Below are 12,558 nucleotides of genomic sequence, written 5' to 3' on the forward strand. Positions count from 1 at the left end.
GTCCGCAAACTAAGCCAAGTTAATCGAAATGGTAGCTCTGTTAATACTTTCCGATAAATATCTTTGAGAGTATCAAACTGGTCGACCCCAACCATTTCGTCACACTGTGTGAATAGTAGTTTTTCGGGTTCTAATTCGGTAACCACAATTCTGGTGGGCACGGTACTAATGGGACCTGGGTGTGTATTGGGCTAACGGCAAAAAGGGCGACCTACCCCTACGATAATAGCAGCTGTATTGAAAAGGGGGTGAGCTACGGTACTTGGTGGCTTTAGGTTTCACTCTGCCATGTGTTAGCCGTTTCCTCTACGAAACTTCGATAGCTTCGCGGACCTTGCGGCAAAAGTGCGGCTTGAGCCTCGAGATCTTCCTGATTGACTGGATGGCCGTTTGTTTTGAACCAGCGGTGCATGATCAGAAGATCGAAATTCAGCCACGGGGGCACCATGGTTTCGATGCTGTTGGCAAAGTCTTCCGGCGTTAGGTCGGGGTAGATGACGTCGTGCCCAAGTGCTATGGACCAGAGTGCAGCGGTTTCAATGCCGTTGGGGGCATCCAAACTCGATAAAAGAAATACTCCGTTCTTCCCCCTGATATCTAAGAGTGCTGTGGCTGCCGCGAGCGCAACATCACGGATGTCAATGCGCGCGATTGGATGGGTCCCCAGCGGCGTTGGATAAGTACCTGCAGTGATCGAACTCTTTTGAACAAGATCATTCTGAGCGAAGTAGGTGGGCCGCAATATTGTATGCGCGATTCCGCTTGCTCGCAGTGCTGCTTCAATGGCAAATTTTCCGCCCGCATGGGGGATCATCGGTGCGCGAACTGCAAGATCGCTCGATAGGTAAACGATGTGCCTGGGGGGTGCTTCAGCGGCGATCGCCAGCGTGGACAGGCCTTGCTGGGTCTCCTTGGGGCTATTCGCGATGAGCAAAAAGACACTCTCAACCCCCTTAAATGCGGGCCTCAGGCTGAAAGGATCATCCATATCTGCAATGACTGTATCAATATCATCGGGGAGGCTCGCGGCATAGGCGGTCGATCGTGTGGCGACACGGATCTTTGCGCCACTCGCATGCAAGATCGGCACGAGTTCCCGGCCGACATTTCCTGAGCCGCCAAAGATGAGGACAGTCATCGATGTAATCCACTGATGCTCAGGGCCAGACTGCGCAAAAGAATGCGCGAAAAGGTTTGTCGGCGTGCCACCCTACTGGGGCATCCAATGGTATGAAGAAGCTGTCACCAGCGTGGAAGGTCTCCTCGCCGTTTGATGTTGTGACCCGCACCGCCCCCTCCAGCATACATAGCAGTTCGTTCCGGCTGAAAGCTGTGATATTGCAATGACAAGGGCCGGACATCAAAGTGCCGACCTGGATCCTGCCATCGCCAGACTCGTATGCCAGGTGCCGGGCTTGGTGTGGTTCTAGAGCGCTGAGATTGGTCTTTCTACAGTCGTCTTCTGAAATGTTTGGAAGCGGGCGCACGACTTTCAGCTTAGACGGATCAGTCTCTGTTGGATATTCATCATTGAAAAGATTGATAAAGTACTTGCGGTAATATACTGGCATGTCCCATGCGCAATTAAGTCCTTGCGGGAGGAAAAACGGCTCTCCAGCAGAGATAACTTCTTTGTGTCCTGTTTCGTCGATAATGCCGACGTGGCCCTCGATCAGAAGCATAAACTCAAAGAGCGGATAGGGATTGAGCCCTGTGCTGCTCCTGCCGGAGCAATCCCAGGTCCCGGTACAGAGGCCGTTGCGCTCAAAGGCTTTATACCCTCGCTGGATTGGTGTCGGGCCGGTAAGAAAAGAGGGAGGGATGACTGCCCAGGACTCAAGGCCTTCGCCACTTGGGTTGTGCGGGTCCAACTTGATTACGCTTTTCATGGCGTCTTTCTCGAGGTCTCGAGATGGTGGCAGGAGCCGCGCGACTCGAGAATCAGTGAGCGGTTGGTGGTCGTCGGCGCGATTCACTAAGTATCTCTGCCGCAACTCATTTAGTAGTCTAAACCAACTTGGCGATAGTTGTTGCTCTTGATAAATTGTGTTGGCCCGAGCCACCCTGCACAGTCTGGAGTAATGGGGGGTATAGGAAGAGTTGGCAAATACGCTGAATAGTAATATTCAAGAGGTGGCCAGTTTTTGGCAAGATAAACCTGCTGGAGTTTTACTGCCCCAGCCATGAAAACTGGGGCCTCGCAAAAGAATATTTTGAGCTTTTGCCCTTTTCGAGCCTCTAGGGGGTCGGATTAATTTAAGTGAGTAGCTCTTTTAAGACTTCCCGATAAATATCTTTGAGGATATCCAGGTGGTCGGCCTCAACCCTTTCGTCCACTTTATGAATAGTGGCATTTACCGGTCCCAGTTCTACGACCTGGGCTCCGGTAGGGGCAATAAAGCGGCCATCGGAAGTGCCGCCGGCGGTCGATAGCTCCGTTTTTTCCCCGGTGATGGTGAGAATTGCCTGCTGGGTTGCCTGAACCAGTGGGCCTGCGGCGGTGAGAAAAGGCAATCCGGATAATTTAAAATTCGCTTCGTACTTGAGGTTGTGCTTATCCAGGATTGCGCGGGCCCGAGTCTCAAGGTCTTCGGCGGTTAATTCAGTGGAAAAACGCCAGTTGCAGAGTAAATCCACTTCGCCGGGAATAACATTGGTTGCGCCGGTGCCGCCATTGATATTGGAAACCTGGAAGCTGGTTGCGGGGAAGAATTCATTCCCTTGGTCCCACTCTTCGGCAGCGAGTTCAGCGAGAGCAGGGGCCAGGGTATGTATCGGATTCTCGGCCAGGTGAGGGTAGGCTACATGGCCTTGGGTGCCGAGAACTTTTAGTTCCAGGCCGAGTGAGCCCCTGCGCCCATTTTTTATAATATCGCCAACCCGTTCACTACTGGATGGCTCGCCGACGATACAGCAGTCAATCTTTTCTCCCTGTTCTTCGAGCCACTCGACAACCTTAACGGTGCCGTTTGTTGCGGGGCCCTCTTCGTCGCTAGTGATTAGAAATGCTATGCGACCGCTGTGGCCTGGGTGTGCCGCAACGAACTCCTCACAGGCAACCACCATGGCTGCCAGGGAACCCTTCATGTCCGCCGCACCGCGGCCATATAGAAAGCCGTCGCGAATTTCAGGCTCGAAAGGGGGGCAGCTCCAGTTTTCTTCTGGGCCTGTGGGTACGACATCGGTGTGCCCGGCAAAGGCGAGTAGGGAGCCTTCACTAGAGCCATCGCGCACAGCCCAAAAATTGTCTGTGTCACCTCTGCGCAACTTTGTTACCAGGAATCCTATTTTTTCCAGGCGCTGGATCATAAGGTCCATACACCCCGCATCTTCGGGGGTGACAGAGCGGCGGCGAATCAGGTCGAAAGCGAGTTGGAGGGTGGGAGTCACTTGGGCTTTCCTTGTATAGGGAGATGGGCTGTAAAGGCGCGGCTAAAGGGGTAGGGCGCAGCGGTGCGGAACTGGAGTTCCGCACCGTACAATTTTAATTGCTGTGTAGAGCTTCATTGAGCTCGATAGCACTCTTGTTAGTGAGACATTCCACTGCACCGTTAGTGGAGTTGCGGCGGAATAGTAAATCGGACTTTCCGGCCAGGTCTCTGGCCTTGATGTGCTCTACCAGCTTGCCGCCATCATCCAGCAGGGCGATTTTGGTTCCGGCTGTAATGTAGAGCCCCGCTTCGACAGTGCAGCGGTCGCCGAGGGGAATGCCGATACCGGCATTTGCACCGAGCAGGCAGTTATCGCCTACTGAGATAACGATATTTCCGCCACCGGAAAGTGTGCCCATAGTGGAGCTGCTGCCACCGAGATCGGAACCGGCGCCGACAAATACACCGGCGGAAATGCGGCCTTCAATCATACCGGGCCCTTCGGTGCCAGCATTAAAGTTAACAAAGCCCTCGTGCATGATTGTGGTGCCTTCCCCCAGGTATGCGCCCAGGCGCACTCGAGCGGTGTGTGCGATACGAACCCCAGCCGGTACTAGGTAGTTGGTCATCTTGGGGAATTTATCCACGCAGGAGACATCCAGGTGCTCACCTTTGAGCCTTGCATCCAGTTGTCGCTGCGGTAATTCCTCGAGATCAATGGCTCCCTGGTTGGTCCAAGCGACATTAACCAGCTTGCCAAAAATACCGTCGAGTTTGGTCTCGTGGGGCTTTACCAGGCGGTGGGAGAGAAGATGTAGCTTTAGGTAGGCCTCGGGCACTGACTGCGGGGCTTCGTCAGTAGCCAAAATAACTACTGCGAGAGGTCTTTGGGAATTGGCAAATTGCTGCAGGATTTCCGCTTGGTCAGCGGCGCCTGCACCGTGAAGAGCATCGGCTAATTTCTGTAGCTGGGTGGAGTCCAGAGGCAGGCTGTGATTTCCCTCTGCCACGCCGAGAGTTTCAGTAACTGCGTTAGCGATTTCTGCGCTGGGTTTAAACAGGGGTTTGGGGTAGTAAACTTCTAGCCAGTCGCCCTTGCTGTTACAGGTGCCGACACCAAAACCGATGCTGTAAATATTGCTCATGGTGGTTATCTCCTAATTCGACTGGCTTTGCAGTTGTTCGAAGGTCGCCTCTTTAAAACCGAAAAGGATTTCCTTTGAGGTGGTAGTGACCGGGCGTTTGATTAAGGTAGGGGTCGCACTGGCCAGATCTAAGGCGAGTGCATTGTCCATTTCGTTTTTCTGTTCATCGCTCAGTTCACGCCAGCTCGTTGAGCGGCGGTTTAGAACCTCTTGCCAGCCAAATTTATCCAGCCATGCTTGTAGGGGGACATCTTCCATGCCGTCTACGCGAAAATCGTGAAAGCGATAATCGACTCCATTTTTCTCCAGCCATTTACGGGCTTTTTTTACGGTGTCACAGTTCTTAATGCCGTATAGAGTAATCACGGTTACGCCTTTTTGGTTTTCTTGGGGTTTTTACGGTTTGGGTAGCAGGTTGTGCAAATTTCACAGACGGTGCCGTCGCAGCCCCGCGCAGAGCAGAACTCGCGACCGTAGAAAATAATCTGCAGGTGCAATTTATTCCACTTGTCTCTTGGGAACAGCCGCTTCAGGTCTTTTTCAGTCTGGGTAACATTTTTGCCATTCGTCAGGCCCCAGCGCTGGGCCAACCTGTGAATGTGGGTATCGACAGGAAACGCCGGGTGTCCAAAAGCCTGTGACATAACCACGCTCGCCGTTTTGTGTCCGACCCCGGGCAGGGTCTCCAGCGCAGCCATATTCTCAGGCACTTCGCCGTGGTATTCGTTGATCAGGATTTGCGAGAGCTTACTGATGGCTTTGGATTTTTGCGGAGAGAGGCCGCAGGGGCGAATGACTTTTTGGATCTCTTCTACCGGGACCTGCGCCATATCCCTGGGATTGTCTGCCAGCTGCCAGAGCGAAGGGGTTATCTGGTTGACCCGCTCATCGGTGCACTGAGCGGAGAGCAGTACCGCAACCAACAGGGTATAGGAGTCTTTGTGGTCGAGAGGAACGGGGGTTTCCGGGTAGAGTTCCTCCAGGCGCTGCAAAATATAAGTGACGCGCTCTTGTTTGAGTAGATTTTTTACTGCCATTGTTAAGATATGCCTGGGCGTGGGGTTCCTGTATGTTCTCGAATTGTCAGTTGTTCTTGAAGAGTAAGTTGTTCTTGAAGAGTAAGTTGTTCTTGAAGAGTAAGTTGGCCTTACCTGCAAAATGCCTTTATACGGTGCGCAGCGTCGATGCACTCTTGCAGTGTCGCTACCAGTGCCAGACGCACATACTCGCGACCAGGGTTCAAGCCGATGCTATCGCGGGCGAGAAATGCACCGGGAAGTACCGTGATATTTTGCGCCTCATAGAGTTCCCTGGCAAAACGCTCACCATCCCCGACCTTGGGCCATAGATAAAAGCTTGCCTGTGGCTGTTGTACCTCGAGGCAGCCGTCGAGAATTTCGAGAACTGAAGAAAACTTTTCACTGTAAAGCGCGCGATTCTGGCGGACGTGTTCCTCATCCTGCCAGGCTGCGATCGAAGCATATTGATTGGGCAGCGGCATGGCGCAGCCGTGGTAAGTTCGATAGAGCAAAAACTTTTGCAGCAGAGCGGCATCACCGGCGACGAAGCCCGAGCGAAGCCCGGGTAGGTTCGAACGCTTTGATAGGCTGTGGAATACTACACAGCGGCGAAAGTCCGTTCGCCCCATCTCCTCGCAGGCCTGTAATAGCCCTACCGGCGGTGATGACTCGTCAAAATACAGCTCCGAATAACATTCATCGGAAGCGATGGTGAAATCGTAGCGGTCTGCCTTCTCTATCAGCTGTTTGAAATCTTCAGCTTCGAGAAGAGCGCCGGTGGGGTTGCCGGGAGAGCAGAGGTAAAGCAATTCGCACTGCTGCCATACCGACTCCGGCACCGAGGTGAAATCCGGTTTAAATTGGTTTTCCGCCACACAGTTAATAAAGTGCGGCTGCGCTCCGGCGAGAAGGGCTGCGCCCTCGTAGATCTGGTAGAAAGGGTTGGGCATCAGGACTTTGCTGCCTGCGGACACGGTCGCCTGGGCGAATGCAAAAAGTGCTTCCCGGGTCCCGTTCACCGGCAGCACCTGGCTATCTGCGCTCACATTGGATAACTGAAAACGCTGGCTCAGCCAATCGGCGATCGCCTGCCGCAGGGGCTCTATTCCCTTGGTCAGTGGGTAGGCGGCAAGTTTGTCCAGGTGCCGAACAAGCTCTGCGCTGACAAACTCCGGTGGCGCATGCTTGGGCTCACCGATGGACAGTGCGATATGCGGCTTGTCCGCCGCTTGGAGGCCCTCTTTCAGGGCTTGCAGCTTGGTGAATGGATAGGGCTGCAGCTGTTCCAGGTTTGGGTTCATGGTCGTGAGCGGGCCTCGGGCGTTTTTTCGGTTAGGCGTCTTGGTTGTTCAGTTCCAGGCAAATGGCTTTTTCCAGTGCGCCGTTGGCCTCGATGTCGGTAAGTGGTGATCCCTCGGCATCGGTAATGTGAAAAATATCTTCGACCCGTTCGCCGAGTGTCGAAATTTTTGCATTGTGCAGGCGCAGATCGTGGGAAATAAAAATTCGCGCGATGCGGGCCAGCAAGCCGGGTCTGTCGGCACTGGTAATTTCCAGGGTGCTGTAATGATCGCCGGGCTCAGTGGAGAGATGAGCCTGGCTCTTCAATTCAAACATTTTAAGGCGGCGGGGTGTACGCCGCTGAATAATCTTTGAGTAGTCCTCAACCAGGGCCAATTCCTGCTGCAGGGTGTCGCGAATCTGCGCTAGTCGCTGGGGTTCGTCCAGTAGCGGTTGGCCCGCTTCATCCAGCACGTAAAAAGTGTCCAGGGTATAACCGGAGGCAGAATTGTACAGGCGCGCATCGTGAACGTTCAGGTTGAGCATATCCAGCCCGGTAACCGCTGCGGCAAATACGTTGGCTCTATCAGGTGTGTAGACAAAAACCTGGGTAGCGCCGTCGTGCTCGCCAGGCCCTGAGTTTCGCGTTAAAACCAGGGTGTCTTTTTGGCTGGCGTCGGGGCTGCTGTGCAGTTCGTGGATGGCTGAAGTGTGCCAGGTGATATTGTCAGCGGTTTCGCGAACAAAATAGTCATCCCCCATTTGTGCCCAGATATTTTCCACCGAGGCTTGCGGAAGTCCCATAGCGTCCAGTTTTTCCATTGCCTGGCAGCGGGTTTCCTCGATGATTTCTTCCCGGTCGATGGGGTTTTCCAGGCCTCGGCGCAGGGCGTGCCGGGTGGCCTGGTAAAGCTGGCGCATCAAACTGGCCCGCCAGCTGTTCCAGAGTTCCGGGTTGGTGGCATTGATATCTGCGACTGTGAGGGCGTACAGGTAGTCCAGATGTTCGCGGTCACCCATTTCGCGGGCGAAAGCGTGTACGATTTCGGGATCACTGATGTCCTGCTTCTGTGAAACCTGGCTCATCAGTAGATGCTTTTCTACCAGCCAGCAAACCAGACGCCGGTCGCGGGCGGGCAGCTGGTGGCGCTGGCAGAATTCTGCCGCATCCACAACGCCCAGCTTGGAGTGGTCGCCCCCCCGCCCTTTGGCGATATCGTGGTAGAGACCGGCAATATACAGCAGTTCCGGTTGGCGCATTCGCTCGAGAATCTCCGCTGCAATCGGAAATCTTTCCCTCGCCTCGGGGCTCCGGAAGCTGCGCATATTGCGCACAACTTGCAAAGTGTGGGCATCCACGGTGTAGATATGGAATAAGTCGTGCTGCATTTGCCCGGTTACCTGCCCAAATTCCGGTAGGTATCGCCCGAGAATACGGTAGCGTGTCATTCGGGATAGCTGGGTCGACAGGCCCCGGGGCGAGTGAAGCAGTTGCATAAACAACTGGGTATTTTTCGGATCTGCGCGGAATTGGTCGTCGATCAGGTGTCGGTGCTCGCGAATCAGGCGGATGGTGGAGGCTCGTACTCCGCTAATATCCGGATTGTTGGCCATCAGCACGAAGATCTCTAGCAGGGCCGACGGCTCCTGGTTAAATACTTGCGGGTGGGTAACCTCAATATTGCCGTCGCGCAGCTGGAATCGCTCATTTAGCGGAATGACCAGCTGGCTGCCTTTGCGCTGAAGGATGGCTTCGCCGAGATATTGGAGAAGTACATCGTTCAACTCCTGCAGTGCCATCACGATGCGGTAGTAGTTGTGCATAAACTGCTCAACGGCGAGCTGGGTGTCGCTATCCACATAACCGAATTGCTTCGCCAGTTCTCTTTGGTAGTCAAACAGCAGTCGCTCTTCCGCGCGGCCGGCGAGCAGGTGCAAGCCGTAGCGCACACGCCAGAGGAAGGTTTCCCCGGACTGTAATATGGCGAACTCTTCCTCGGTAAAAAATGCCTTGCCCTGCAGTTGCTTCAGGGTGCGCACTTGGAAAAAATATTTGGCAACCCAGGCAATTGTCTGGATATCCCGCAGGCCCCCGGGAGAATTCTTAATATTGGGCTCTAGAATATATTCAGCAGCCTGCTGATTGCTGTGCCGCTTTTTCTGTTCGGCGAGCTTGGCCTTGAAGAATTCTTCGGTGGGCCAGAGCCTTTTGTGTTCCATTAGCGCAGTTAGCTGCTCGCCAACAGTACTGTCGCCGACAACTGTGCGGGACTCAGTGAGGTTGGTGGCCACGGTGATGTCCTTCGCGGCCAGCTCCAGGCACTCCTCGATATTTCGTACAGAGTGGCCGATATCCAAGCCCAGGTCCCATAAAAAGGCCACCAGGCGCTCTATGTTGTCGATGGTATCCGGGGTTGGGTGATCGCTGGAGAGGATGAGTAAATCGATATCGGAGTGGGGGTGCAGTTCTCCGCGGCCGTAGCCGCCCACAGCGAGAAGCCCTATGCCATCTCTCCACTCGAACTGGTGCCAGGCGTAATGCAGAAGGCAGTCCACAAAAAGGGCGCGCTCGTGTACCAGTGTGACAACGTCCTCTCCTTCGCGAAAGCGCTCTGCCATTTGCCGTTCGGCTGCGCCGACAGCATCTTTGAATATCTCCAGAGTGGGTTTGTCGCCGGAGCTTAAATCCCTGCGAAAACGAGACTGATCAAAGAAAAACAGGGGGCGTTCAAAGTAGGGAGGGCTGACCGGCTGCATGGGAAGTCCGTTTTGCTCTTGGGCTGCCGCAGGTGGGGGCGGCTTGGGTTCGGTTTGCGGAGATTCGCTACTGTGGTGCCGCGAGTATTGCAATTATTCCTCGCGGCACTGTCAGTACGGCTTTAGAAGTTCTCCTCGCTACGTGCTGTGAGTACTTCTACCCCGTCGCTAGTCACTGCCATGGTGTGTTCCCATTGGGCAGAGAGACGGCGGTCCTTGGTTACCGCAGTCCAGCCGTCTCCCAGCACGCGCGTGGCCGCTTTGCCTGCGTTAATCATGGGTTCAATGGTGAAGGTCATGCCCTCTTTGAGCACTTCACCAGTTCCCGGCTGACCGTAGTGAAGAATTTGTGGGTCTTCATGGAAGACGTCGCCGATGCCGTGTCCGCAGAAGTCGCGTACCACTGAGTAATAGTTTTTCTCAGCGTGCTGCTGGATGACGTGGCCAATATCGCCGAGGGTAGTGCCGGGGCGGACAATTTCGATGGCCTTGTACATGCACTCCTGGGTGATTTGTACCAGGCGTTCAGCGTGGGCGGCGGGCTTGCCGGCAAAGAACATCTTGCTGGTGTCACCGTACCAGCCATCTTTGATAACGGTCACATCGATATTAATGATGTCGCCCTTCTTGAGAATTTTGCTCTCGGAGGGGATACCGTGACAGACCACTTCGTTGACGGAAGTGCAGATAGATTTTGGGAAGCCGCGATAACCGAGGCAGGCCGGGATCGCTTTCTGTACCTTCACGATGTGTTCGTGGCAGCGTCGATCCAGTTCTTCGGTAGTGACTCCTGGAACGACATACTCGCCAATCATTTCCAGCACCTCTGCGGCGAGGCGGCCTGCGGTGCGCATCTTGGCGATTTGTTCTGGGGTCTTAATGGCTGAGGTCATGCGTATCCTTTGTTTCTGGGTTGGGGCGGGTAGCGCCCAAGAGGCGGGCTATTGTAGCGGATTGCTGGCTGTAGGACACATTTTGCCGCTATTGGCGCAAGGATGGCTCAGGCGTCCCGCCAATAGCATTGAGGCGTGATCATTTGCGCGAAATCGGCGCCAATTCTTCACTATGAGGTGCACTTGTGGTATAAAGCGCGCCGCCTGGGGATACTCCCTGGGCGAGTAAAAGCCGCACACGCATCGACACATGTGTCTGGGTGCCCTGAAAGGGGTTGACGCATGGGATACGTGGAGGACTAACCCGTATATATAGAGGTTTATTATGCCGCAAGTAAGTATGCGCGATATGCTGCAGGCTGGTGTTCACTTTGGTCACCAGACCCGCTACTGGAACCCGAAGATGGGTCAATTCATCTTTGGTGCCCGCAACAAGATTCACATCATCAACCTTGAGCACACTGTACCGGCTTTCAACGAAGCCCTGCAGATCATCAAGGGCATGACTGCTCAAAAGAAAAAGATTATGTTTGTTGGCACCAAGCGTGCTGCACAGAAGTCTATCAAAGAGCAGGCAGAGCGTTGTGGCCAGCCTTACGTCAGCAACCGCTGGCTGGGTGGTATGCTCACCAACTACAAAACCATCCGCGCTTCCATCAAGCGTTTCCGTGAGCTGGAAGCCCAGTCTCAGGACGGTACTTTCGAGAAGCTGACCAAGAAAGAAGCTCTGATGCGTACCCGTGCCATGGATAAGCTTGAGCGCTCCATCGGTGGTATCAAGGATATGGGTGGCCTGCCTGACGCGATCTTCGTAATCGACGTTGAGCATGAGCGCATCGCTATCCAGGAAGCTAACAAGCTGGGTATCCCCGTAATCGGTGTTGTCGACACCAACAGCGATCCCGCTGGTGTTGATTACGTGATCCCCGGTAACGACGACGCTATCCGCGCAATCAAGCTGTACACCACAGCTGTAGCCGACGCAGTACTTGCTGGCGCTGCAGAAGCTGGTAACACCGTTGCGAAGGACGAGTACGTCGAAGCTAACGATGACGAAGCCGCTGCAGAGTAATTTGCAGGGCTAAGTGGTGTAACACAGTCGTTTTACACTGCGAACTCAAAAAGGGGCCCGAATTACGGCCCCTTTTTTCTAATTTTTAGTGACAGAACCCCGAGGATTGAATCATGGCGATTACCGCGTCTATGGTAAAAGAACTGCGCGAGCGTACCGGCCTGCCGATGATGGAGTGTAAGAAAGCTCTGACGGCTGCTGATGGCGACATCGAAAAGGCGATTGAAGACCTGCGCAAAGCCTCCGGCCTGAAGGCCGCTAAGAAAGCTGGCCGCACCGCTGCTGACGGCGTTGTTGCCGCTAAAGTTGCAGAAGATGGCAGCTACGGCGTACTGGTTGAAGTGAACTCCGAGACTGACTTCGTTGCTCGCGATGAAAACTTCCAGGCGTTTGTTGCCAAGGTTGTGGAGAAGGCATTTGCCGATCGCCAGCAAGACGTAGCTGCCCTGATGGAAGGCGAGCTGGAAACTGCTCGTGAAGCTCTGGTTCAGAAAATCGGTGAGAACATCGGCGTGCGTCGTATCGAGCTGGTTGAAGCTCCAGTTGTAGGTGCTTATGTTCACTCCAACAACCGCATCGCTGCCCTGGTAGCTCTGAGCGGTGGAGAGGTCGAGCTGGCCAAAGATGTTGCCATGCACGTGACTGCAGTTAACCCGCAGGTGAACAAGCCGGAAGATATGCCTGCTGACGTCCTGGAAAAAGAAAAGGATATCATCAAGGCTCAGCCGGATATGGAAGGCAAGCCGGCTGAAATCGTAGAGAAAATGATGGGCGGTCGAATCAAGAAGTTCCTGAAAGAGAACAGCTTGGTAGAGCAGCCTTTCGTTAAGAACCCGGACGTAAGCATTGGCAAACTGGTTAAAGATGCCGGTGCCGATGTGGTTTCCTTTGTTCGCTACGAAGTGGGTGAAGGTATCGAGAAGGAAGAGGTGGATTTCGCAGCGGAAGTTGCGGCCCAGGTTAAGTCCTCTTCTTAATCGCATATTATTGGGTGCCCTCGGGCACTCAATCGCAGTGGGG

Annotated in this window: 11 protein-coding genes; 2 read left to right on the forward strand and 9 right to left on the reverse strand. The window is 54.2% G+C overall.

All coding sequences use genetic code 11. The features are described from left to right. Positions 1-271: 271 nt before the first annotated feature. From ACJJI3_RS00365 to map, 9 genes are all read right to left on the reverse strand, one after another. The gene (locus ACJJI3_RS00365; RefSeq protein WP_444941100.1) at positions 272-1,138 is read right to left on the reverse strand and encodes an SDR family oxidoreductase; all 867 of its coding nucleotides are present in this window, start codon (positions 1,136-1,138) and stop codon (positions 272-274) included. A gap of 19 nt (positions 1,139-1,157) precedes the next feature. Beyond that, positions 1,158-1,889, reverse strand: a complete 732-nt coding sequence (locus tag ACJJI3_RS00370; protein WP_444941101.1) for a cupin domain-containing protein — start codon at positions 1,887-1,889, stop codon at positions 1,158-1,160. Between the two features lie 367 nt (positions 1,890-2,256). Continuing rightward, positions 2,257-3,390: a succinyl-diaminopimelate desuccinylase gene (dapE, locus tag ACJJI3_RS00375; protein WP_444941102.1), complete on the reverse strand. Its 1,134-nt coding sequence runs from the start codon at positions 3,388-3,390 to the stop codon at positions 2,257-2,259. Positions 3,391-3,484: 94 nt separating this feature from the next. Continuing rightward, a complete protein-coding gene (gene dapD / locus ACJJI3_RS00380) occupies positions 3,485-4,516 on the reverse strand; it encodes a 2,3,4,5-tetrahydropyridine-2,6-dicarboxylate N-succinyltransferase (RefSeq protein ID WP_444941103.1) in 1,032 nt (343 codons plus the stop codon). Between the two features lie 12 nt (positions 4,517-4,528). Continuing rightward, positions 4,529-4,882: an ArsC family reductase gene (locus ACJJI3_RS00385; protein ID WP_444941104.1), complete on the reverse strand. Its 354-nt coding sequence runs from the start codon at positions 4,880-4,882 to the stop codon at positions 4,529-4,531. A gap of 2 nt (positions 4,883-4,884) precedes the next feature. Next, positions 4,885-5,553, reverse strand: a complete 669-nt coding sequence (gene nth / locus ACJJI3_RS00390; RefSeq protein WP_444941105.1) for an endonuclease III — start codon at positions 5,551-5,553, stop codon at positions 4,885-4,887. A 110-nt stretch (positions 5,554-5,663) separates the two neighbouring features. Next, positions 5,664-6,836 carry a succinyldiaminopimelate transaminase gene (gene dapC / locus ACJJI3_RS00395; protein WP_444941106.1) on the reverse strand — a complete coding sequence of 391 codons (1,173 nt, stop codon included), beginning with the start codon at positions 6,834-6,836 and terminating at the stop codon, positions 5,664-5,666. 31 nt (positions 6,837-6,867) lie between these two features. Beyond that, a complete protein-coding gene (locus ACJJI3_RS00400; protein WP_444942531.1) occupies positions 6,868-9,573 on the reverse strand; it encodes a [protein-PII] uridylyltransferase in 2,706 nt (901 codons plus the stop codon). 122 nt (positions 9,574-9,695) lie between these two features. Next, complete coding sequence (gene map / locus ACJJI3_RS00405; protein WP_282933678.1) at positions 9,696-10,466, reverse strand: type I methionyl aminopeptidase; 771 nt, start codon at positions 10,464-10,466, stop codon at positions 9,696-9,698. Positions 10,467-10,791: 325 nt separating this feature from the next. On the opposite strand from map, the gene rpsB reads away from it, so the two are divergent. Then, the gene (gene rpsB / locus ACJJI3_RS00410) at positions 10,792-11,538 is read left to right on the forward strand and encodes a 30S ribosomal protein S2 (RefSeq protein WP_282933677.1); all 747 of its coding nucleotides are present in this window, start codon (positions 10,792-10,794) and stop codon (positions 11,536-11,538) included. Positions 11,539-11,651: 113 nt separating this feature from the next. Beyond that, positions 11,652-12,515, forward strand: coding sequence for a translation elongation factor Ts (gene tsf, locus ACJJI3_RS00415; protein WP_108734016.1), 864 nt, complete (start codon positions 11,652-11,654; stop codon positions 12,513-12,515). The last annotated feature ends 43 nt before the right edge of the window (positions 12,516-12,558 follow it).

This window comes from Microbulbifer maximicatervae (SeqCode) (assembly GCF_052466985.1).

Excerpts from the sequence above, each read along its gene's own strand:
- rpsB (WP_282933677.1), top strand. The coding sequence starts at position 10,792 with ATGCCGCAAGTAAGTATGCGCGATATGCTGCAGGCTGGTGTTCACTTT.
- ACJJI3_RS00400 (WP_444942531.1), bottom strand. The coding sequence starts at position 9,573 with ATGCAGCCGGTCAGCCCTCCCTACTTTGAACGCCCCCTGTTTTTCTTT.
- map (WP_282933678.1), bottom strand. The coding sequence starts at position 10,466 with ATGACCTCAGCCATTAAGACCCCAGAACAAATCGCCAAGATGCGCACC.
- dapC (WP_444941106.1), bottom strand. The coding sequence starts at position 6,836 with ATGAACCCAAACCTGGAACAGCTGCAGCCCTATCCATTCACCAAGCTG.
- nth (WP_444941105.1), bottom strand. The coding sequence starts at position 5,553 with ATGGCAGTAAAAAATCTACTCAAACAAGAGCGCGTCACTTATATTTTG.
- ACJJI3_RS00365 (WP_444941100.1), bottom strand. The coding sequence starts at position 1,138 with ATGACTGTCCTCATCTTTGGCGGCTCAGGAAATGTCGGCCGGGAACTC.
- dapD (WP_444941103.1), bottom strand. The coding sequence starts at position 4,516 with ATGAGCAATATTTACAGCATCGGTTTTGGTGTCGGCACCTGTAACAGC.
- tsf (WP_108734016.1), top strand. The coding sequence starts at position 11,652 with ATGGCGATTACCGCGTCTATGGTAAAAGAACTGCGCGAGCGTACCGGC.
- ACJJI3_RS00370 (WP_444941101.1), bottom strand. The coding sequence starts at position 1,889 with ATGAAAAGCGTAATCAAGTTGGACCCGCACAACCCAAGTGGCGAAGGC.